The organism is Paenibacillus xylaniclasticus (genome assembly GCF_004001065.1).
In the GTDB taxonomy this organism is placed as follows: Bacteria; Bacillota; Bacilli; order Paenibacillales; family Paenibacillaceae; genus Paenibacillus_T; species Paenibacillus_T xylaniclasticus.
Genome location: NZ_BIML01000005.1, coordinates 162,640 through 183,324, shown reverse-complemented (window position 1 = coordinate 183,324; position 20,685 = coordinate 162,640). Strand labels below are relative to the sequence as shown.

21 protein-coding genes and 1 pseudogene are annotated in these 20,685 nt (G+C 51.2%); 17 read left to right on the top strand and 5 right to left on the bottom strand.

Annotated elements, in window-relative coordinates; translation table 11 throughout:
* Positions 1 to 19 precede the first annotated feature (19 nt).
* Genes pssD through PXY01_RS08100 form a run of 6 tightly spaced genes read left to right on the top strand, consistent with a single transcriptional unit; the run spans position 20 to position 5,107 of the window.
* Complete coding sequence (pssD, locus tag PXY01_RS08125; RefSeq protein WP_127569145.1) at positions 20 to 502, top strand: PssD/Cps14F family polysaccharide biosynthesis glycosyltransferase; 483 nt, start codon at positions 20 to 22, stop codon at positions 500 to 502.
* The gene (gene pssE, locus PXY01_RS08120; protein WP_127569143.1) at positions 499 to 990 is read left to right on the top strand and encodes a PssE/Cps14G family polysaccharide biosynthesis glycosyltransferase; all 492 of its coding nucleotides are present in this window, start codon (positions 499 to 501) and stop codon (positions 988 to 990) included. Before pssD ends, pssE begins: the two co-directional genes overlap by 4 nt.
* Positions 991 to 1,017: 27 nt before the next feature.
* Entirely contained in the window at positions 1,018 to 1,572 is a 555-nt protein-coding gene (locus tag PXY01_RS08115; RefSeq protein WP_218028213.1) for a DapH/DapD/GlmU-related protein, read from the top strand.
* A gap of 55 nt (positions 1,573 to 1,627) precedes the next feature.
* Positions 1,628 to 2,980 carry a UDP-glucose dehydrogenase family protein gene (locus tag PXY01_RS08110; RefSeq protein ID WP_127569141.1) on the top strand — a complete coding sequence of 451 codons (1,353 nt, stop codon included), beginning with the start codon at positions 1,628 to 1,630 and terminating at the stop codon, positions 2,978 to 2,980.
* Positions 2,981 to 3,000: 20 nt separating this feature from the next.
* On the top strand, positions 3,001 to 4,077 hold the full coding sequence (locus PXY01_RS08105) for a hypothetical protein (RefSeq protein ID WP_127569139.1): 1,077 nt from the start codon (positions 3,001 to 3,003) through the stop codon (positions 4,075 to 4,077).
* 10 nt (positions 4,078 to 4,087) lie between these two features.
* A complete protein-coding gene (locus tag PXY01_RS08100; protein WP_127569137.1) occupies positions 4,088 to 5,107 on the top strand; it encodes a stalk domain-containing protein in 1,020 nt (339 codons plus the stop codon).
* 427 nt (positions 5,108 to 5,534) lie between these two features.
* Here PXY01_RS08100 and PXY01_RS08095 read toward each other — a convergent pair whose 3' ends face one another.
* Positions 5,535 to 6,764 (bottom strand): nitrate/nitrite transporter, encoded by a 1,230-nt coding sequence (locus tag PXY01_RS08095; protein WP_127569135.1) that lies wholly within the window; start codon positions 6,762 to 6,764, stop codon positions 5,535 to 5,537.
* Between the two features lie 292 nt (positions 6,765 to 7,056).
* Entirely contained in the window at positions 7,057 to 7,611 is a 555-nt protein-coding gene (locus tag PXY01_RS08090) for an ANTAR domain-containing response regulator (protein WP_127569133.1), read from the bottom strand.
* A gap of 369 nt (positions 7,612 to 7,980) precedes the next feature.
* On the opposite strand from PXY01_RS08090, the gene nirB reads away from it, so the two are divergent.
* The 6 genes and pseudogenes from nirB (at position 7,981) to PXY01_RS08060 (ending at position 13,519) form a co-directional block, all read left to right on the top strand.
* Positions 7,981 to 10,437 carry a nitrite reductase large subunit NirB gene (gene nirB / locus PXY01_RS08085; RefSeq protein ID WP_127569131.1) on the top strand — a complete coding sequence of 819 codons (2,457 nt, stop codon included), beginning with the start codon at positions 7,981 to 7,983 and terminating at the stop codon, positions 10,435 to 10,437.
* 114 nt (positions 10,438 to 10,551) lie between these two features.
* Positions 10,552 to 10,884, top strand: coding sequence for a nitrite reductase small subunit NirD (gene nirD / locus PXY01_RS08080; protein WP_127569129.1), 333 nt, complete (start codon positions 10,552 to 10,554; stop codon positions 10,882 to 10,884).
* Positions 10,885 to 11,042: 158 nt separating this feature from the next.
* Complete coding sequence (locus tag PXY01_RS08075; RefSeq protein ID WP_127569127.1) at positions 11,043 to 11,963, top strand: uroporphyrinogen-III synthase; 921 nt, start codon at positions 11,043 to 11,045, stop codon at positions 11,961 to 11,963.
* Positions 11,964 to 12,132: 169 nt separating this feature from the next.
* Entirely contained in the window at positions 12,133 to 12,735 is a 603-nt protein-coding gene (locus PXY01_RS08070) for a TetR/AcrR family transcriptional regulator (protein ID WP_164744337.1), read from the top strand.
* A 2-nt stretch (positions 12,736 to 12,737) separates the two neighbouring features.
* Positions 12,738 to 13,046, top strand: a pseudogene (locus PXY01_RS08065) (DMT family transporter); the annotation flags it as partial.
* 146 nt (positions 13,047 to 13,192) lie between these two features.
* Positions 13,193 to 13,519 (top strand): DMT family transporter, encoded by a 327-nt coding sequence (locus tag PXY01_RS08060; protein ID WP_127569121.1) that lies wholly within the window; start codon positions 13,193 to 13,195, stop codon positions 13,517 to 13,519.
* A gap of 101 nt (positions 13,520 to 13,620) precedes the next feature.
* Here PXY01_RS08060 and PXY01_RS08055 read toward each other — a convergent pair whose 3' ends face one another.
* Positions 13,621 to 14,265, bottom strand: coding sequence for a DsbA family oxidoreductase (locus tag PXY01_RS08055; RefSeq protein ID WP_127569119.1), 645 nt, complete (start codon positions 14,263 to 14,265; stop codon positions 13,621 to 13,623).
* Positions 14,266 to 14,448: 183 nt separating this feature from the next.
* Positions 14,449 to 14,712, bottom strand: coding sequence for a hypothetical protein (locus PXY01_RS08050; protein WP_127569117.1), 264 nt, complete (start codon positions 14,710 to 14,712; stop codon positions 14,449 to 14,451).
* A gap of 257 nt (positions 14,713 to 14,969) precedes the next feature.
* Between PXY01_RS08050 and PXY01_RS08045 the strand changes: the two genes are divergently transcribed.
* The 4 genes from PXY01_RS08045 (at position 14,970) to PXY01_RS08030 (ending at position 19,367) form a co-directional block, all read left to right on the top strand.
* Entirely contained in the window at positions 14,970 to 15,854 is an 885-nt protein-coding gene (locus PXY01_RS08045) for a DUF72 domain-containing protein (protein WP_127569115.1), read from the top strand.
* 133 nt (positions 15,855 to 15,987) lie between these two features.
* Positions 15,988 to 16,410, top strand: coding sequence for an RrF2 family transcriptional regulator (locus PXY01_RS08040; RefSeq protein WP_127569113.1), 423 nt, complete (start codon positions 15,988 to 15,990; stop codon positions 16,408 to 16,410).
* Between the two features lie 74 nt (positions 16,411 to 16,484).
* Positions 16,485 to 16,796 (top strand): thioredoxin, encoded by a 312-nt coding sequence (gene trxA, locus PXY01_RS08035; protein WP_127569111.1) that lies wholly within the window; start codon positions 16,485 to 16,487, stop codon positions 16,794 to 16,796.
* A 195-nt stretch (positions 16,797 to 16,991) separates the two neighbouring features.
* Positions 16,992 to 19,367: an S-layer homology domain-containing protein gene (locus PXY01_RS08030; RefSeq protein WP_127569109.1), complete on the top strand. Its 2,376-nt coding sequence runs from the start codon at positions 16,992 to 16,994 to the stop codon at positions 19,365 to 19,367.
* Between the two features lie 73 nt (positions 19,368 to 19,440).
* Here the strand turns inward: PXY01_RS08030 and PXY01_RS22305 are convergent, their stop codons facing one another.
* Positions 19,441 to 19,584 carry a hypothetical protein gene (locus tag PXY01_RS22305; protein WP_164744336.1) on the bottom strand — a complete coding sequence of 48 codons (144 nt, stop codon included), beginning with the start codon at positions 19,582 to 19,584 and terminating at the stop codon, positions 19,441 to 19,443.
* Between the two features lie 126 nt (positions 19,585 to 19,710).
* On the opposite strand from PXY01_RS22305, the gene PXY01_RS08025 reads away from it, so the two are divergent.
* Complete coding sequence (locus PXY01_RS08025) at positions 19,711 to 20,628, top strand: DUF6612 family protein (protein WP_127569107.1); 918 nt, start codon at positions 19,711 to 19,713, stop codon at positions 20,626 to 20,628.
* Positions 20,629 to 20,685 lie beyond the last annotated feature (57 nt).

The following is a 20,685-nucleotide window of genomic DNA, read 5'->3' as shown; positions in this document are numbered from 1 at the left end:
CATCAGGAGTGAGCATGTCATGAACAATAAGTCGAATGTCAAAGTCGCATTGGTTAGCTCCGTGGGAGGACATTTAACTCAAATTAGACAATTGGAGAAGCTGTATAAGCATTACGATTATTTCATTATTACGGAGGAAACGGAGCTAACGAGAGACATGGCCGAGAAGGAATCGAAAGTGTTCTTTCTTCGGCTCATCAATCGGAAGATGTGGAACTTTCCTTATTTGTTAATGGTGAACAGTATAAGGTCATTCTATTATCTACTCAAAGAAAAGCCCGATGTCATTATTTCAACAGGGGCATTAAGCACGGTACCTTTCTGCCTAATAGGAAAGCTGTTGCTTCGCAAGAAGCTGATCTACATTGAGAGCTTCGCCAAGATGGATACGCCGACTCTCACAGGACGGTTTTTATACAGGTTTGCTGATTTGTTCATTGTGCAGTGGGAGAAGATGTTGGAGTACTATCCCAAAGCGGTCTATGGGGGGAGTATATATTGATACTGGTATCTCTTGGAACGCAGGAGTTCTCTTTCAATAGACTTCTGGAAGAAATAGACTCATTAATTGAAAAGAAAGTTATTGTAGAAGAGGTCGTTGCTCAAATAGGGTATTCGACGTATGTTCCCAAGCACTTCAGGAGCGAAAAGTTTATTGACTTTCAAACCTTTGATGAGCTGCTTAACCGCTGTAACATATTGATAACCCACGGGGGGACCGGAACGATTGTAGGTGCCCTTAAGAAGAAAAATGCTAAGATTATCGCTGTCCCGAGATTGAAGAAACACAATGAGCATGTAGATGATCATCAAACGGAGATTATTAATCATTTCTCCGACAGTCAAATGATTGTGGGAATTCAGGATGTAAGCCAACTCGAAGAGGCGATTAAGCGAATCAATGAATTCAAGCCCAAAGAGTTTGTAAGCGGCAATGATAAGATAGTCGGCTTAATTAATCATTTCATTGAATCAAACGTTGTGAAGTAGGCTTTAGTCTTGGAAAGGAGAGTACGGATGAGCTTAAAGTCTAGAATCGTTTCATTCATAAAATATAAATTGAGAGGCGAGGTTCCTACTGAAAAGTTGATTAAGATGGGGCTTAAGGTAGGACAAAACTTTAACAGGCAAGCGAATTGTATTATTGATTATTCTCATTGCTGGTTAATAACGATTGGCGATAATGTTACGTTTGCTCCGAGAGTTCACATCCTTGCTCACGATACGAGCACTAAATTTCATCTTAATTATACGAAGATCGGGCTCGTTGAGATCGGTAATAACGTGTTCATCGGAGCGGGTGCGATTGTTCTTCCGAATGTCACTATTGGCAGCAATGTGATTATTGGTGCGGGAAGTGTTGTAACCAGGGACATTCCAGACAATTCGGTTGCCGCCGGGAATCCAGCAAGAGTTATTGGCAGAACGGATGAATACGTGGAGAAAAATCGTTCGATCATGAAGAGCAGGCCTGTATTTGATGAGAAGTGGACGATTAGAAATGGTATCACGATAGCACAGAAGGAAGAAATGATTAGACAACTTCAAGACGGGATCGGTTATGTCGAATAGGCATATTAGCTAGAGGCCACACCTTAACAGCTATGATTTAGAAGGAGGGAATAGAGTGAAGCTGGCGGTTGTCGGAACGGGTTATGTCGGCCTGGTATCGGGTGTATGCTTTGCTGAGCTGGGCAACGAGGTTGTTTGCGTTGATAAACTGGCTTTCAAAATTGAAATGCTGAATAACGGTGAAATGCCCATTTATGAACCGGGTCTGCAAGATTTGATGGAGAGCAACAAAAAAGCTGGACGACTGCGGTTTACGACTGAACTTAAAAGCGCTGTCCAAGCTGCAGAAATTATAATAATTGCAGTAGGGACGCCGCCTCAGCCGAATGGAGAGGCGAATTTGTCCTACATTCAAGATGTTGCCATTGAGATTGGACAGGCTTTGAACGGTTATAAAATTGTTGTAACCAAAAGTACGGTGCCTGTTGGTACGAATGAGCGAGTGGCGGATTGGATTCGGGAGCAGACGAATGAACCATTCGATATTGTTTCGGTCCCAGAGTTTCTTCGAGAGGGATCAGCCGTACGGGATACATTGAACCCTGATCGGATTATTATCGGAGCCGAAAGTGATCGAGCGGCAGACATTCTGGAGTTGCTCCACCGGCCTCTTACGGATCAAATCGTGCGAACGGATATTAGAAGCGCGGAGATGATTAAGTATGCTTCTAACGCGTTCCTTGCCACCAAGATATCCTTTATTAACGAAATTGCTAACATATGTGAAAAAGTCGGAGCGAACGTTGAAGAGGTTGCAGCGGGAATGGGCCTGGATAACCGGATCGGTCCGGCGTTTTTGCGTGCAGGTATTGGTTATGGAGGCTCTTGTTTCCCGAAGGATACCCAAGCTCTCATACAGATCGCGGGTCATGTAGAGTATGATTTCAAGCTGTTGAAATCGGTTGTAGAGGTTAATCAATTGCAGCGTAATGGGGTAATAGATAAGCTTCATACTTCACTTGGTTCGTTAGCAGGCCGAACAGTTGGAATCTGGGGCTTAGCATTTAAGCCGGGAACAGACGATGTGCGGGAGGCTCCGGCTATCGATATTATACAACGGCTGATTGAGGAGGGTGCTGTTTTAAAGGCCTATGATCCAGTGGCGCAGGACAGCTTCCGCAAGACTTATTTTGGGCAAGAAGACTATCATCATGAGCTTCAATGGTGCTCGAACATGTGGGAGGCCGTCGAAGGCTGCGATGCGCTCTGTCTATTGACGGAGTGGGATCAATTCGTCCAAGCGGATTTGAAACGAATAGAATCTTCGCTTCGCGGCAATGTGCTTATAGATGGCAGGAATGTGTTTCAGTTGAAGGATGTAGCCGGTACTAGACTCCAATACTTTTCAGTAGGAAGACCGATTATTAATCCATCGCGGATAGATTTGGCGGGTATTCGTCTGGAGTAGTCAAATTATTAGGGGGCAGCATGACAGAAATTGAGGAAGTAACGCAAGCGACGAGCCGTAACAGCAGGAAGAAGAAAACGAAGCGTTGGATGAAGTGGACCATAATAATGGTCTCCGTTCTGTTATTGCTTATTATCGCAGTGCTTGGCGGGGGCTACTTGTATATTAAATCTATTAGTTTGGACGATATTAAGAGTCGTCATTCCGTCGCAGAGAATAACGGCAGCAATGCCGTGGAGCCTGCGAAAATACCGAAAGTGATGGAGGGGGCGGTCGACAAGGCCGCTGATCTAGCAGGAGAAGATATAGAGGGGCAGGATGCGCTGGACGTAGCAGCTATTCTATTAAACTCTGGACTTAGCTTGCGTGACATCCGTTATTTGCAAGGTAATGCCACATACGATCTGACGACGGAGGAAAAGCAGCATATTCGGGAGTTGCTGCTGAATAAGCTGAAGCCGGATGAAATAGAGCTCTTGCGTACCATAACGAGCAAATACGGAAAAACGTTAAAAATACTTGAGCCTGACTATCCGATTGAATGGGTAGGGGAACGTGACCCCGAGAAGATCAAGGACAATGATCGTAAGTGGATAGAACTGCAGCAGAAGAAGAAAGCTGCCGAAGCGGAGGAGAACAAGGACAAGGGGAGCGGGAAGGAAGCTTTGGCTAAAGAGCAGGAAGTGTCTGCACAAGACGAAGTGAAACCGTCACAACCAAGTACCCAGCTAACGGATAAACAATCAAAAGCAAAGCAAGCGATCGATGCGAAATATGCTGGCAAGATGTCCAGCTTGAAATCAACTTGCACGGCGAAGAGTAACGCGCTTCTGCAGTCGATTTTATCAGACGTTGCTTCTGATCCGGATATCTCCCTTACGAAGCTTCAATCGAAATTTATTGGTCAACTAGCGGATGCGGAAGGCTCATGTGACAGCCAGTTTAACGATCTGTTAGCTAAGGCACAGGCAGAGTATGCGGATGCTGGTATATCAGCTGCATCTATGCCGGATTGGAGCTCGGAATACAACAAAGCGAAATCTGCAGCGCGCAGTGCAGGAATATCCGCGATCGCGGGACAATTAAACAAAGAGTAGGGTGAACAGGATGAGAAACAAATGGTGGACATTGTGGGCGGCAATTATCATCGCAGCATTATTAATGCCTGCGGCCGCGCAAGCTGCGGCAAGCCAAGCAGCACCGGTCAAGGTGAAGTCGATCGCATTCGAATTGGAGTTTGACGGGAAGACAATTAAGCTTCCGGAAGGGCAATATTTATTCGTATATAAAGGAACGTCGTATGTTCCTGTTCGTTTTATCTCTTATGCACTGCAGAAGTCGGTGAAGTGGGATAGCAAATCGAAGAAAGTATCGGTAGCGGAGCCTTCGGCGAATGAGCTTACTGTACTGAAGGAATATTTGATGAATGCAACTGGAACGACAGGACAAGCATCCTCGGTTGGCGGAGTACTGCTTAAAGCCTCGCCAATCGCGGCTTCTTTCGTGTTCGATGGCCAAGTGCGAGAGCTGCCAGCAGGTCAGGCCGCGTATATTCTTAATAATAGCGTCTACGTTCCGGTACGTTTCATGAGTGAAAGCATTGGTACCGAGATTAAATGGGATGCAGCGGGTCATCGGATTACCGGTGAATCACAAGCCTATCGCAGCTCCCAGCAGTCTGACGCAGTCGAAGAGGATAAAGGAAATAACGAATCGGACATCGAGAATAATGAAGAAGTGGGGGCTGGAACGGTTCCAGGCGGCAGTACTCCAGTCAGCGGCGGCGGAAATGGTGCAGTTGTTCCAGCTAAGCCGACAGAACAGGAGATTAAAGCAGAAGCGGAGAAGAAGCTCCAAGCGTTATATGACGCGGCCAAGGCGAAGTTTCTGTCGTTGTTGCAGCAGTACAGCAATGCGGCGGACGAGGCGGCCCGAAAGTCGATCTATTCGCAAGGCGAGGCCTATCTGACAGAGGTAACGACTCAATTCGAGCAACTCATGACGGATACGGAGAACAAGTTGACAAGTAATGGCTACAGCACAAGTATCATTAATGAGTATCGGGCGAAGTTTCAATCCGAAATTGAGGCGGGTCGAGAAATGATTGCGGTAATGACCGGTAAGTAGTACTGAGAATTCATAATTTGGATATCCCCCAAGCAATCCCCCAAAAGCCAGCTGCCGGTTTAATCCGGTGGCTGGCTTTTTTGAGATGGAAAGGTGTTTTGAACACTGGCTCACATACAGGGGAGCAGTACTAGTGCCAGCTTTGCAAACTCGATTTTGTTGTGATGCGGGCGCGGGCGGCGCTACCGCGGAGCGGAGGGAGTAGGGTGGGCCGCTCCTTGTCGCCGCGCGCACCGCGCCCGCCTTCTTGTCATGTTACTCCATGATTTCGAATAAATCGGTAACGTCCAACCAATCTCCAAGATCGGTTAAGTCCCAGGCCGAATCGTTTCCTTCTGTTTCTACCACGATGGATTTTTCCATTTCGTTCATAGGATCTCCCTCTCTCATCTTCAATTGAATATTTGAATTTCCGTTTAGGTAGACGTTACGACGTTACAGCTCCTTGCTCTGCGCGTGCTTTGCCGCCAGTGCCGATCCAGCTGCGTTTCCAGCTGCCTTGTACGATTAGAATCGTGAACAGGCAAAGGAGCGCGATGGCGCAGATAATGAGGAAGCCCGTTGAGTAAGAGCCGGTTGATTGCTTAATATTGCCGAGAATCTTCGGCAGGAAGTAGCCGCCAAGGCCGCCCGCAGCGCCGACGATGCCGGTAATGAGGCCGATCTCATTCTGGAACCGCTGAGGAACGAGCTGGAATACAGCGCCGTTGCCCATGCCAAGCGACATCATCATAATGAACAGCAATACGATAACGAGACCGAGCGGCGGAAGCGTTGAGATCGAAGCGAGCATAATTGCGGCCACTCCGTACAGGACGAGGAGCATGTTAATGCCGCCGATCTTATCGGACAGCCATCCGCCAATTGGGCGGAAGAAGCTGCCGGCGATGACGCACAGCGTAGCGAAGTCGGCAGCCCGAACGGCGCTAAGCTCATATTGTGTATTAAAGAAGATCGTCAAATAGTTGGCCATGCCGACGAAGCCGCCGAACGTAACGCCATACAGCAGGCAGAACAGCCAGGTGTCACGCAGCTTTAATACATTTGCATAGTCCGCCAGCTTCTTAGGAGCGGGCTGATTCGGGCTGTCTTTGGCGAACAGGGTGAACAGGATGAACACGACAACGATTGGGATAAGGGCAAAGCCGAACACAATCTGCCACGAATCATAATAGGTTGCGATCCGGTTCGCGAACAGGGTCGAGAATACGGTGCCGCTGTTGCCAGCGCCTGCGATTCCCATTGCCAGACCTTGATACTGCGGCGGATACCAGCGGCTTGCAAGCGGCAAGGCTGCGGCAAACGATGCACCGGCAATTCCGAGAAGTAAGGCTACGATATACAGTGAGTCGAGCGAGTCGACGAATTTCCAGCCGAATACGAGTGTCGCCATCGTAATGAGCATGCCGAGCTGCCCGGTGCGCTTCGGTCCGATATAATCGGTCAGGAAGCCGAATACGAGCCGCAGGATTGAGCCGCCCAGCACCGGCAGTGCGACGAGGTTCGCCTTTTGTGATGCGTCCATTGGATAGTCATTCATGATGATAACCGCCAATGGGCCAAGTAAGCTCCAGATCATGAAGCTGACGTCAAAGTAAGCAAAAGCGCTTAACAACGACGGGGTGTGGCCGCTCTTCAAAAATCCTTTCTGTTCCATAATATCAAGCTCCTCTCCAACTTTACGATTCTTCAATTTTGTCTCTCTGTCTCTGCTGATCACAGTGGTGGCCTTTCCATGATGGCGGATAGCCTACGTAAAAAAGGGCCAAACCGCAATCCAAAGCTTGGATTGTGATTTGGCCCCTTTGCCAACGGCGGTACGACATTGTACCGTCGATATGGATTCACGACATTGTGAATGTAATTGGATTATATGCGACGCGTAAATTGCATGTCAATATATCTAACATAAAAATTCTTGATAATTATAATTTCGTGTTATGATGCCGTTAACCATGAATAAGCTGGTACACTTTGACGATCGATGCCGCGACGTCTCCGATCCTTTTGCGCTCGTTCATCGCCTGTTTACGAAGAAAATCGTATGCTTCAGCTTCATTTATGCCACGAACCTCACATAGAACAGCCTTCGCTTGATCGATCCATTTCCGTTCCTCAATGCGTTGAAGCAGTTGTTCTCGTTCATCGGTCCATCTTTTACGCTGCTGATGGACGCGCAGTCCCCATTGAAACGCATGGCCTAGCTCCTGGATGGTCATGGAAGGGAACAGGACACCGTCCAGTGAGTAGCCCCAATCGAGCTGCTGCGGCAGCTGCTGATCGGTACAGTACCAGAATAGAGGCGTTCTGCGCATCGCGATCAGTGCAGTCTGCCAGCTAAGCATGGCCTGATAAGGCACAGCCATGACGACAGCATCGGCAACTGCAATTAGACTGCACGCTTCCTTCTCAGTCTGGACGGTATGAACGGTTTTTCCGCTTTTCTTCAGCAATGCAGAGAGCTCGCTGCTATCCTTCTCATCGATCAGCAAAATGGTCTTCATGTTATTTTCTCACCTCAATATCAAAAACATCTTACGCATACAGTGCTCGCCGAAATATGAATTGTTATAGAATATAACATAGCCATAGGGAAGTGTCGACGGTAAAAAGTCCGATTAGCTTAAAAAGAGTGCTGCGATATTTTTGTGTAAGAATACTTGACACATAGTGTGCGGGTATACTATACTGAACTCAATTCAGTTCAATACAAGTCGGCACAATGGCGTGCTGCACACGATGGCAATGGAGCCTATCTCTTACGTTAAGAATTCATTTGAAATTCTACGCGTCCGGGATAGGCTTTTATGTTTTTCTCAGCATCCGCGGGTGGCGAGGGAGCCAAGGGCGGGGAAGATGTAGGAGGAGATACGATGAAGAAGCTAGTAATGATCGGCAACGGCATGGCAGGCGTATCGTTCGTGGAGCAGCTGCTGAAGCTGAACCCGAACCGGTATGAGATTACGATTGTCGGTGCGGAGCCGTACCCGAACTATAACCGGATTATGCTGTCCTCGGTATTAGCTGGCGAAGCGACGATGGAAGAAATCGTCCTCAATAGTTGGGAGTGGTACCGGGAAAACAATATTCAATTGCACGCTGGCCAGCAAGCGACGGCTGTTGATACGGTAAACCGCACGGTAACAACGGATCAGGGGCTGACGGTCGAATATGATGAGCTTATATTTGCGACAGGCTCCCTGCCATTTATGCTTCCACTGCCGGGAGCGGACAAGGAAGGCGTTATCGCTTTCCGCGATATTAAGGATTGCGAGGCGATGCTGGCGGCATCGAAACAATATAAGAAGGCGGTTGTAATCGGCGGCGGTCTGCTTGGTCTTGAAGCGGCCCGCGGACTGGTCAACCTGAACATGGATGTACATCTCGTACACATTCATCATTATTTGATGGAGCGCCAGCTTGACGAGACGGCAGCGAAGCTGCTGCAGGCGGAGCTTGAGCGTCAGGGTATGAAGTTCCTGCTGCAGAAGAACTCCGACACGATCATCGGCGGAGACCGGGTTGAAGGGTTGACGTTCAAGGACGGTACTTCGGTTGAAGCAGATCTAATTGTAATGGCTGTCGGTATCAAAGCGAACTCGGCGTTGGCGAAGGAAGCCGGAATTGAGGTTAACCGCGGGATTATCGTAAACGATTATATGGAGACGAATGTTCCGAACGTATACGCCGTTGGCGAGTGTGCGGAGCACCGCGGAATTGTATACGGCTTGGTTGCGCCGCTCTATGAACAAGGGGCTGTACTGGCGAAGAAGCTTGCTGGTGTGGAATCAGACGGTTATCAAGGCTCAGTATTGTCGACGAAGCTGAAAATTTCCGGCGTGAACGTATTCTCGGCAGGCGATTTCTCTGATGGTCCGGATACACGGGCACTTCGCGTGCAGGATGATCTCGACGGAATCTATAAGAAGGTTGTATTCCGGGATGGAAAGATTGTCGGTGCCGTATTGTTCGGCGATACGAGCGAGGGCTCGAAGCTGTTCGCAGCTATGCGTAAAGGCGAGGACTTTACAGGACGCGAGAAGGAAGTGCTGTTCGGAGCAGGCGGGGGAGGCGGCAAAGCGTCCGGTCCGGAAGATTTAGTTAAGGCGATGAGCGGAGATGAAATCGTCTGCGGCTGTAACGGCGTGACGAAGGATACGATCGTCGAGGCGATTACGGAGAAGGGTTGCGTAAGTGTTGGCGAGATTAAAGCGTGCACGAAGGCGTCGGGTTCATGCGGAGGCTGTAAGCCGCTTGTTGAAGCGATTCTGACGGCAACGGTCGGCGCTGACAATGTAGCGACGGTTAAGGAGGGCATCTGCGGCTGTACGCATCATTCCCGCGACGAGGTTGTGGAAGCGATCAAGAAGATGCGTCTGACGACTTCCCGTGAAGTTATGGCCGTGCTGGAGTGGAACAATCCGGAAGGCTGCTCGAAGTGCCGCCCTGCGCTGAATTACTATCTGGGCATGGTATGGCCGGCTGAGCATGAGGATGAGCTCGAATCGCGCTTCGTCAACGAGCGCAACCATGCGAACATTCAGAAGGATGGCACATACTCGGTTGTGCCTCGAATCTACGGCGGCGTAACAACGCCAGAGGATTTGAAGCGGATCGCAGAGGTCGCGGAAAAATATGAAGTTCCGCTTGTGAAAATTACCGGCGGCCAGCGGATCGACTTGCTCGGCGTGAAGAAAGAGGATCTGCCGAGGATGTGGAAGGATCTCGACATGCCATCGGGTTATGCGTACGGGAAGTCGCTACGTACGGTGAAGACGTGCGTTGGCAAGACGTTCTGCCGTTTCGGTACGCAGGATTCGATCCAAATGGGCATTGATATGGAGAAGAAATTCGAGCGTCTTAACACGCCGCATAAGGTGAAGCTTGCAGTATCCGGCTGCCCGCGTAACTGCGCGGAAGCGACAATCAAGGATCTTGGCGTCGTTGCGATCGACGGCGGCTGGGAAATCTACGTTGCGGGCAACGGCGGTACGAAGCTGCGTGCGGCGGAGCTGCTCGTAAAGGTGAAAACAGAAGAAGAGGTGCTCGAATGGACGGGCGCATACCTGCAGTACTATCGCGAGAATGCAGCGTATCTGGAGCGTACGAGCGAATGGGTGGCGCGAATCGGACTGGATGCGGTGAAGAAGGCGCTCGAGAAGAAGGAAGATCGCGATGTGCTTAACGAGAGAATCGACAAGACGCTGAGTCTCATGCAGGACCCGTGGCAGCAAATCATCGAGAACGAAGAGCTTCGCAGCGCATTCGACGCGCTTACCGCTCCGATCGTTCCCGAAGCGGCGGCAGCGGGAGATGCGGCTAAGGCTTAAGGAAGCTTATATATTTGGATAGGATAGTGGCGTATATAGATAAGATGAACGCTGGGATAGGAACGTAAGCCGGAGCAATGAAAGGTATAGATTCGTTAAGGGAGAGGGTTGTCTATGAAGCAATTTAATATCGGACATATCTCAGAATTTCCTGAGCGTCGTGGTAAAGTGGTCAAAATAGGCGGCTTGGAGCTGGCGATGTTCAATATGGGTGACGGAACGATCAAGGCGGTGGAGAACAGCTGCCCGCACAAGCAGGGCAAGCTGTCAGAAGGCATCGTATGCGATGGGCACGTATACTGCCCTCTGCACGATTGGAAGATCAGCTTGACCAGTGGTATTGTGCAAGCGCCGGATGAGGGCTGTGTGAAGACATACAATGTAACCGTTGAAGCTAACGATCGTGTTATTCTTCATATTGATGAAGCGCATTTGAGTGTTTCTTAATTAATAAAGGCAGCGGGGCGCGGACTTTGAACGACGCGCCTTACGCTTTTTTTGAACGATTGGTGGACTTGCGGTAAAATATACGGCTAGTAATAGAATTAGAGAGACCTCGTGTCGGCATTGCCGCACGACGCTATAGAGTGGGGAGGCTGGCGTACATGGTACGGCTGAGCGGTAAGACGATTGCGGTCACGGGACCACGCAAGGCGGAGGAAATGAGCCGAATGATAGGTAAGTTTGGAGGCAGGGCAGTCATTCGGCCGGCGCAGGGTACGGTGTTTCTGGACGATTCCCAGTTCGCTGAGCAGCTGCAGTCTCTCATTGAACAGCCGGTCGATTGGCTCGTGCTGACGACTGGCGTTGGTACGGAGGCGCTCTTGTCGACAGCTGAGAAGCTGGGTCAGCTAGACAGCTTTATTGAGACGCTGCGTAAGGTACGAATCGCCGCTCGCGGATACAAGACGGTTAATGTACTGCGTAAGCTCGGGCTGACACCGGAGGTGCGTGACGATGACGGAACGACGGCGGGTCTGCTTCGGCTGATGGAGCCATTCGATCTGTCGGGCAAGCGTATCGGCTTACAGCTGTATGGTGATCCAGCGCCGCGATTGAACGCCGTTCTTCACTCTTGGGGCGCCGTGTGCGAAGAAATACTCCCGTACCGCCACATTCCGCCAGAGGGAGGCATCGTGCATCAGCTCATTCGCGAAATTGCAGGCTGCGACATCGATGCCGTTGCTTTTACAAGCACCGTCCAGGTGCGGTATGTCATGACGGAAGCGGCGAAGACGGGGTTGCTTACGCAGGTGCTGGATGCGTTCGCTGGGCCGGTGCTGGCGGCAGCAGTAGGCAAAGTGACGGCTGAGGCGTTGTATGAGGAAGGAGTCGAGCGCGTTCTTTATCCGGAAGAGGAACGGATGGGGAGCATGATCGTCGCTCTATCCCGATTTTATAGTGCCGCGAATGAAGAGACGGAGGCTAAGGGATTATCGGAACAAGCAGTCTCGCTGGCGCCTGACGAACAAGCAATGATCGAACTGGCCAACGCTTCAGGCGAGTGCTCCAAAGTCTCCTCCTAATTGGATGGTAAAGATAAACGAATATGAAATTGGCCGGGAAGGCAGCTTATGGAGCTGTCTTCTTTTTTGTGTGTGGAATTGACTTAATCGGGTGATCTAGATACAATGGATGGAATAAAAATAAACTAACTAACGTTCGTTAGGCGAAAACGGAAAACGAGGGATGTCGATGAACGATACGGCGCTCCGTATTAAGCAGGCTGCACTGAGGCTGTTTACGGAATATGGGTTCGAGGGGACGTCTCTGTCTGATATTGCTCAATCGGTTGGCATTAAGACGCCTTCGATCTACGCTCATTATAAGTCGAAAGAACAGCTGTTCATCCGTTTGGTGGAAGATGTCATAGCGGAGGAATGGGATAAATGGCTGGCGTATATGGCTGGAGAAGAAGTAGTGAGCAAGCCTGCGAAGGAAAGGCTGCGAATGTTATTTCATTTTTTTGCCGATTTCTCTGGCATGTCGGCAGGGCAGTCGTTTCTGAAACGAACGATTCTTATGCCGCCGCGGGGGCTTGAGGATCGGATTCGGGCGGACATCATCGCCTATGAAGAGACGATTACTCGATTTCTGCGCGAATTGCTGTGTGAAGCGAAGACAGAGGCGGGAGGAATACGGGGGACGCCGGAACAGGAGGAACGGCAAATAGCCGTGTTCTTTGCGTTCACCGACGGTCTGCTGGTTGAATTTCAATTGTATGATCCTGCCGTCTACCGGAAGCGGGTAGAGGCGGCTTGGGAGTTTCTATGGGAAGGCATCATAAGAGGGGGATAAGCATGGCGTGGTTGTATTTAATATTCGGGGGCATTTTGGAGGTGGTGTGGGCTTATGGCTTGCAGGAGTCAGATGGCTTTACGAGACTGTGGCCAAGTGTTCTGACCGTTGCGGCGCTTATTGCAAGCTTCACTTTATTCGCCAAATCGATGAAGATGATCGAAATCGGCACCGCCTATGCCGTGTTTACGGGATTAGGAACAGCGGGTACAGTGCTGTTCGGTATGTTATGGCTTGGCGATCCGGTACAGTTCGGTAAGCTGTTCTTCGTTACGCTGCTGCTGTGCGGCATTATCGGGCTGAAGCTGATCGCGAAGGATGAACCTGCGCAGCAACCGGCAGTAAGCGGTCTAACCGATGTCGGGATAGACCGGAGCGAGTCGACGGAGGCACAGGCTGTGCAGCAAGGCAAAGAGGCGGAACCATCTGCCCGCATGTCAGAACAGGAGGTGCGGTAATGGCGTGGCTGTTCTTGCTGTTATCCGGTCTTAGCGAGGTTAGCGGTGTGACGTTCACGAAGCTGTCCGACGGCTTCAAGAAGTGGAAAGGGACGATTGGTGCAATTCTGTCGGGCGTTGCAAGCTTCTATTTTTTGTCGCGGGCACTGCAGGATATCCCGATCAGTACGGCATACGGGATTTGGACTGGCATTGGCTCGGCGGGCAGCGTCGTCCTTGGCATGCTGCTATTCGGCGAATCGAAGGACTGGCGCAAGCTGCTGTTCATCGGTATGATCGTAGCGGGCGTTGTCGGCCTGCGTGTCGTCAGCGGCGTGGGGCACTAGCAGCTTAATTTAGAAAGCAATCTTATTCGAGAGCCGCACTTGGGCAGCCGTTAGCAGTATCTAACGGATTGCTCATGTGCGGCTTTTTGGGATGGTATTCGTTAGATGATTGTTCCAAAAGACATGCGGCCCAGCAAGGCAGCGAATTCTGCTTTCGGGTAAGCACCGCATAGTGCGAATTTGCTCTCGAACACGAAGTAGGGGATTCCGGTTACACCGATTCGGTCCGCTCTCTGAAGATCCCAAGCGACGGCATGCTCGCCTTCGCCTTGGGCGAGCTGTTCGGCTAACGTTTGCTCATTCAATGGCAGGGAAGCGGCGATCGACTCCAGCACGTCGAGCTGTCCAATGTCCTGGCCGTCTTCGAAGTAAGCTTGGAACAAGGCGTTCGTTAATGCAGTGCGGTGTTCGTTCGGCGTCAAGGCGAGCAGTCGGTGCGCCAGGCGGGTGTTCGGATACGAACGGATGCGGTCGAACCTCATCGTCAAACCGACGGCGGCAGCCGCGTCCGTCACCTGATCGGTGACGCGCTTCATCTGTTCGGGGCCGCCCGTTAAGTAGGCCGCCCATTGCTTAAATGGCACGCCCTCCTCCGGCGTGTCTGGGTTCAGCATGAAAGCGCGGTATGTAATCGACGGCTTCCGTCCACCATTGTCAGCTGACCAGTCTTCAAGCGCAGCGAACAGGTTATGGATCCCGATTCGACACCATGGACAGACAAAGTCGCTGAACAGTTCAATATGCATGTCAGTATTCTCCTTATCCAAACTCATAAGACTTAGTATGACACATCGTGGAGCAGGACAAATACAGCACCGGTGACAAAAAAAACGGCCACCGCACGCGGTGACCGCTTCAAGCAGGCGGGTGGAGCTTATGGGATCAGATAACGGGTTGTCGGCAAGCATGTCCTTTACGGCCGGCAGCCGTTACAGTTCGGCATAGAACTTTCGAGCCAGCTCTCTGGCACGCACTTCATCCTTCTTCTGTACATGAAGCTGACGCAGAGCACCTTCACCCGTGACCTTCGTTCGTATTCCCTCTGCCTTCAAATAAGCATACAGACGGTCAATGAGGTCGACGCGAATGCCGGTTTCGGTCTGAATGAGTGTCCATTGCGGACGTTTGAGAGTAATGAGCGTGACAATCGCTGCTAGAATGATAACAGCTACCGCGCTCCACAGCCAAACCATGCGGGAAGCACCACCTTCGGACAGGAATGGAAGACGTAACGGTACATTCTATTCCTTCATTCGCGGCGTTATGATATGAAAATCGTCTCGCTGTGGTCGACGGGTTGGCAGCGGGATTATCGACTAAGATTTAATGGCTGAGACAGCCGCTACTGTACTTATAGTCGGATGACTTTTGCCATTAGCTAGTAACCATGTATAACATGTATCATAGAAATAAAATGCAGCGTGATCCGCGCACGATGGAGTGAAACGGAATGATTACGATCGGACTGGCTGGCTGGGGCGATCAAGAGAAGCTGTATCGAACGGCTGAAGCGAACCGGAACAAGCTGGCAGCATACGGGCGTCTGTTCAAGACGGTGGAGGTAGACAGCTCGTTCTATGCTGTTCAGCCTGTACGTAATATGGTCAAATGGGCGGCAGAGACGCCGGACGACTTCTCGTTCGTCGTGAAGGCGTACCAGGGCATGACAGGACATACGCGAGGCCGCATTCCGTACCCGGACGAAGCGGCGATGTTCCGAGCCTTCCGCGAATCGCTCCAGCCCGTCCTGGAAGCAGGTAAGCTTGCGGCAGCTTTATTCCAGTATCCGCCGTGGTTTGATTGCACGCGTGAGAATGTACGAAACTTGCGTGAGGCGAGAGCGAGAATGGCGAATATCCCATGTATGCTGGAGTTTCGGCATCAAAGCTGGTTCGAGCCGGATATGCGGGAACGAACACTGGCGTTCATGCGAAGCGAAGGCTGGATTCACAGTGTATGCGATGAGCCGCAGGCCGGCCCTGGCTCTGTCCCGATCGTTGAAGCCGTGACCGATAGGAAGCTGGCACTTGTCCGGCTTCATGGCCGCAATGCAGAAGGCTGGCACTCAAGCGGGCAGCCGAATTGGCGGGATGTTCGATACTTATACCGGTACAGTGAGGAGGAGCTTGCCGATTGGGTGCAGCGGCTTCGACGGCTGGAGCAGATGACGGAGCAGGTTATCGTTATTTTTAACAATAACTCCGGAGGAGATGCACCTGATAATGCCCGTCAGCTTATGGCGATGCTCGGCCAGGAGGTACCGCCGATTCCGGCGCCGGAGGCACCGCCGGTGGAGCAGCTTTGTTTATTCGAGGACGAGCTGCCGGGCGGGTGATCTAAGATCAGACCGTTCGGTGGGGCAGCGGAATAAATGACTCTCGATTGCAGCAACATATAGGTTGCCGCCGGCTTGACAGTCATAACTGTAACTGATATTATTACAGTATTAAGCGGGGTGGCAACCGGCAATGAACAGCGAATTTACGATCGCCGTACACAGCTTGGTCTATCTGGCCTATCTGCCGGATGGCATGGCTTCGAGCGAGGCGATTGCCGACAACGTCGGAACGCATGCTGCGCGGGTCCGCAAGGTGATGAGTGTCCTGCGTAAGTCAGGCTATGTCGCGACGCGGGAAGGCGCAGGTGGCGGATACCGGTTAACAGCGGAGCCGCATGCGGTTACGCTTGGCGATATTTATCGGGTCATGGCGCAAGGCTCATTAATGCCGAGCTGGTGCTCGGGCGACCCGGATAGTGACTGCGTCGTCGGGTCGAATATGAACGAAGTAATGTTTAAAATTTTTTGCACGGCGGAGAAGCAGCTGGAGAATCATTTTAATGCGATTACAATCCGTGACGTGCTCAGGCAGATTCGTGATTGCGGCTGCTGACACGATGTGGTATGAAGGGCTTAGGCCCATTCCATACAGGCTTATTAATAGAGGTAGGAGAGGAATGATATAAGATGGCAATCGCATTGACGAAAGAAAACTTCTCACAAAGCATCGAGAGCGGCGTATCGCTCGTTGATTTTTGGGCACCATGGTGCGGTCCTTGCAAAATGCAGCTTCCAATCGTAGAAGAGCTGGCAGCAGAGCTTGAAGGCCAAGCGACAATCGGCAAAATTAACGTGGACGAACAACCGGAGCTCGCTTCGCAGTTCGGCGTTATGAGCATCCCTACGTTGATTCTGTTCAAGGACGGTCAGCCGATCGATAAGCTGGTCGGTCTGCAAAGCAAAGACGCGCTCAAAGCAAAAATTCAAAACAACCTGTAAGGTTGAATAGCAATGGCCCGGTCGGCAGCGACCGGGCTTTTTTTTGTGCTGGCGGGCGGGTAAATCATTTGCGGAAAAATAGGCTGCGGGTACGGAAACATTTTACGAGTAAGGAACGTTTGAGTAGTTAGAAACAGATGACCTCACTCTATATGATCATATACTGCCCAATCCTAACCCTAGAAGGGAGCATGAATGATGAAGAAGCCCACAAGCTCTAAACCGCGCCAGGTCATTGCATTCGTGACGGCGGCGGCGCTTACCTTATCGATTCCCACAGCTGTATTTGCTGATAAGGCTGTATCGGTGTCTGTAGTGAATGAGACGTCTCCGATGTCGGATGCGGCTGTAACGGGAACGATCGATACTTCGCAGATCGAAGCGTCGATTACGAAAGACAAGGCAATATCGAGTGCGCGGCAGCTGCTTGAAATTCCGGATACGTTTGTGGTGGACTATGCAGGCTTATCAATCGGCACACGTATAGACGCCCCCCTGTACAGCATATGGAATTTAAGCTTTGTTTATAAAGTGAACGGTAAATTGAAAGGAAGTATATCTGCGTCGCTGGATGCGAATACGGGCGATTTGATCAGCTACAGCTCATTTGTTGATAATCCGAATGCTAAGCCGGTGTATCCACCGAAAGTAAACCGCGCGAACGCGGTGAAGGCTGCAAAATCGTTCATCCAGAAGGTGGCAGCACCGCTTGCCAATCAGATTCAACTGGATGAATATTTCGGCGTCGGAACGAAGCCTTCGCTGACGGGTGAAGTCGTTCATTTGCTGCGCTTCAACCGTATGGTCAATGGAGTGCCATTCAACGAGAACTATATCGAGCTTCAGATCGACGGCGAAGGCCGAGTGCTTAGCTATGAGCGCAGCTGGAGCAGCGAGGTTAAGTTCGAGAAGGCAAGCGCAGCGTTGAATGAGCAGGAAGCGGCAGCGAAGCTGCAAGCGGCGATTAAGCCTACGCTGAACTATATTACTCCATATGATATGAAGCCGCGCAGGCCGGTTCTCGTGTACAACGCTCAGGTTCCGATCATTTCGGCAGTAACGGGGGATGTTATCAACGACTTCGTGCAAGAGCCGAAGCTGACGCAGCTCAGCGACAAGCCACTAGGGGAGAAGCCGTCTGGCACGAAGTCATTGACGAAGGAGGAAGCTTCGGCCAAGGTAGATGCAACGTTTAAGCTTCCGACAGGTGCGAAGCTGACAAGCTCTGAATTCAGCGAATATGCGGACGATTTAACCGGCAAGACACGTTCCTCTTGGTATCTCGGGTATACGTATTCGATAGACGGCAAAGATCGCGATGCAACCGTACGGGCACAGGTGGACGGAGAGACTGGTCAACTATTAAGCTACTCGTCTTATGGTAACTCTGACCGGACAGGAACGGGAATTACGTACGATGAGGCGCGTTCGAAAGCGTTAGAAGTATTGAAGAGCGAGTTAGCATGGGCAGCGGATCAGTATTATTTGCAAGAAAGCAGTGAGGGTCAGGACAAGGACTACAAGCCAGAGGAGATCGGCAGCTATTATTTCACCGCTGTACGCAAAGTGCATGGCGCTGTCGTCGATGGCGGATCGGTGGAAGTGTCGATTAATGCGTTCACTGGGCAGGTAGAGTATTATTGGAACGGACGATACGAGCTTGAATTTCCGGCGAAAGCGCCGAAGGTGATCGGTGATGAGAAAGCGGCAGCGGCGTGGATGGATTATTACCGCGTTGAGCTCACGTATCAGACGGACTACACGTACTACTGGAAAGATCTTCCGATTCCGGTCGAAAAATATAAAATACTTATCGCAGCAGGGGAGGCAAAGCCTTCAGAAATCGTCGCCAAGGGTGAAGCACAGCTGGTTTATCGTCTCATCCCTCGTTACGTCATGGATCAGTCTGTCGCGCTTGATGCAGAATCGGGACAATGGATCAGTACGAGTGACGGCAAGCTGACATCGCTTGAGATGCCCCGCGCGACGGATATCGAGGGCCACTGGGCACAGCGAGAGCTGGAGCTAATGGTTGCTTACAAAGCGCTTGAGCTGCAGGACAGCAAAGTGAATCCGAATGCGATTATTACGCGCGGCGAAATCATTAAGATGCTCGTATTGGCGATGAACCAGGGCAGTTATCCGATGTACTACGCAGTTGGTTCGGCTAAAACAGAGGCAACCGCTTCCTTCGACGATGTCGCATCCAATTCCAGCTACTTCCCTTATGTTGAGGAGGCGCTTTCGAAGCAGCTCATTGATATCGGGGACGGCACGTTCAATCCGGAAGGGAAAGTCGACCGCGAGGAGATGGCGGAGCTGATCGTCCGCGCTCTCGGCTTTAACGCGCTGGCGGAGCACGATGATCTGTTCAACGTCACGTTCTCGGATGCGGCGAAGACGAAGCAGAAAGGCCAGGCGGCCATCGTGGTCGGCCTTGGTATTATGTCGCTGCAGAACGGGAAGTTTAATCCTGAGAAGCAAGTGACTCGTGCGGAAGCATCGGCGGCATTCTTCCGCTTCTTGCAGGCGAAGGCTGATTTGAAGGAGGCGCCTTTGCGCGATAAGTAGAATGGATACTAGCCCCGCAAGCGGCCGTTTAGGCCAGTTAGCGGGGCTATTGGCTGACAGGCAAGGAGTATGCCTAGTCGGTCTTTTTCTTTTTGCCAGAGAAATTCGTTACTGATTTCGTATCCTCGATCGTATCGTTCACGAACGCCATGTCTTGGTTCTTGGCTTTCATATTCGTTGTCCCTTTGTAGTTGCCTTTGTGCGATTGGTTTTCCATTGTGTTAGCACCTCCCTTGGAACGTTAGTATCCCCGGCGTGCCGCTGGACATTCTATAGACGATATGCAGCAAGCGCGTTAATAAGGCAGACAGGGGCAACAAGACCAAAGGACGGTGGCATAACCATGAAAGCGACAAGATGGCAAGCTGTGAAGGAGAATGGGATGAGAAGCAGCCGCACGATCCGCTTCAGGTCAATAGATATCGGACGCTGGTTGAAGGCGGCAAGCGTTGGTGCGGCTGCCATGCTGCTCGCTGCTGCAGTGACTGGCTGTTCTTCCGGGAAGATGAACGATGAAGGAGATGGTGCGGTCCGCAAGCAGTTGGAACAGTCGGCTGAAGCGGCCGAGAAGCCGAAGGCCTGGACGATTGAGATGAGGCTTGCGCAGCAGCTCGAGGAGGGCGGAGAGGTGACGAAGCTGGACATGACGACAACGGGTCCAGTCATTAAGGAGCCGCTTCGCATGAAGCAGACGATTCAGACCGCGTTCGAAGATGAGAACTCGAAGTTGGAGACGTATTTGACGCCGGATGGATATTACATGCATGATCTGACGACAGATGATTGGATGAAGATGGCGGAGGACGTCATACCTCAGGTGAAGGAGACGCTGTCGGACTATCAGATACGACCTTCCGAGCCGATCGCCAGGCTGGCGGTAGCGGCAGATAAGCTGCAGCGCAAGGGACAGGAGGATGGTTCAACGGAATATGTATATACCGGCGACGGTACAGATGAAGGGGCAAGAGCTATTATTGAAGACGTACTGCGCGGAACGTTCGGTGGCAGCGCGATGACGCAGGAAGTGACCGATAGCATTCAAGTGCAGCAGTTCGCTTACCGATTATCTGTTGATCCTGCTACGAGGCTGCCACAGGAGGTTCATATGACGATGGAGATTTCGCTTGCCCTTACACAGGCCGCACAATCTACGCTTCATGAGACGCTCGATATCGCTTACCGTGATTGGAACGGGAAGCCGAATATCGAGGTGCCGGAGGCAGCGAAGAAGGCAGAGGCAATTGAGCCGCCATCCTTATGACATGTACTATGGATGAATGCTTTCCATGGACGTCAGCTTCAGGTATAATGTCCATTA

Excerpts from the sequence above, each read along its gene's own strand:
- pssD (WP_127569145.1), top strand. The coding sequence starts at position 20 with ATGAACAATAAGTCGAATGTCAAAGTCGCATTGGTTAGCTCCGTGGGA.
- PXY01_RS08115 (WP_218028213.1), top strand. The coding sequence starts at position 1,018 with ATGAGCTTAAAGTCTAGAATCGTTTCATTCATAAAATATAAATTGAGA.
- PXY01_RS08105 (WP_127569139.1), top strand. The coding sequence starts at position 3,001 with ATGACAGAAATTGAGGAAGTAACGCAAGCGACGAGCCGTAACAGCAGG.
- PXY01_RS08100 (WP_127569137.1), top strand. The coding sequence starts at position 4,088 with ATGAGAAACAAATGGTGGACATTGTGGGCGGCAATTATCATCGCAGCA.
- PXY01_RS08095 (WP_127569135.1), bottom strand. The coding sequence starts at position 6,764 with ATGGAACAGAAAGGATTTTTGAAGAGCGGCCACACCCCGTCGTTGTTA.
- PXY01_RS08090 (WP_127569133.1), bottom strand. The coding sequence starts at position 7,611 with ATGAAGACCATTTTGCTGATCGATGAGAAGGATAGCAGCGAGCTCTCT.
- nirB (WP_127569131.1), top strand. The coding sequence starts at position 7,981 with ATGAAGAAGCTAGTAATGATCGGCAACGGCATGGCAGGCGTATCGTTC.
- nirD (WP_127569129.1), top strand. The coding sequence starts at position 10,552 with ATGAAGCAATTTAATATCGGACATATCTCAGAATTTCCTGAGCGTCGT.
- PXY01_RS08075 (WP_127569127.1), top strand. The coding sequence starts at position 11,043 with ATGGTACGGCTGAGCGGTAAGACGATTGCGGTCACGGGACCACGCAAG.
- PXY01_RS08070 (WP_164744337.1), top strand. The coding sequence starts at position 12,133 with ATGAACGATACGGCGCTCCGTATTAAGCAGGCTGCACTGAGGCTGTTT.
- PXY01_RS08060 (WP_127569121.1), top strand. The coding sequence starts at position 13,193 with ATGGCGTGGCTGTTCTTGCTGTTATCCGGTCTTAGCGAGGTTAGCGGT.
- PXY01_RS08055 (WP_127569119.1), bottom strand. The coding sequence starts at position 14,265 with ATGCATATTGAACTGTTCAGCGACTTTGTCTGTCCATGGTGTCGAATC.
- PXY01_RS08050 (WP_127569117.1), bottom strand. The coding sequence starts at position 14,712 with ATGGTTTGGCTGTGGAGCGCGGTAGCTGTTATCATTCTAGCAGCGATT.
- PXY01_RS08045 (WP_127569115.1), top strand. The coding sequence starts at position 14,970 with ATGATTACGATCGGACTGGCTGGCTGGGGCGATCAAGAGAAGCTGTAT.
- PXY01_RS08040 (WP_127569113.1), top strand. The coding sequence starts at position 15,988 with ATGAACAGCGAATTTACGATCGCCGTACACAGCTTGGTCTATCTGGCC.
- trxA (WP_127569111.1), top strand. The coding sequence starts at position 16,485 with ATGGCAATCGCATTGACGAAAGAAAACTTCTCACAAAGCATCGAGAGC.
- PXY01_RS08030 (WP_127569109.1), top strand. The coding sequence starts at position 16,992 with ATGATGAAGAAGCCCACAAGCTCTAAACCGCGCCAGGTCATTGCATTC.
- PXY01_RS22305 (WP_164744336.1), bottom strand. The coding sequence starts at position 19,584 with ATGGAAAACCAATCGCACAAAGGCAACTACAAAGGGACAACGAATATG.
- PXY01_RS08025 (WP_127569107.1), top strand. The coding sequence starts at position 19,711 with ATGAAAGCGACAAGATGGCAAGCTGTGAAGGAGAATGGGATGAGAAGC.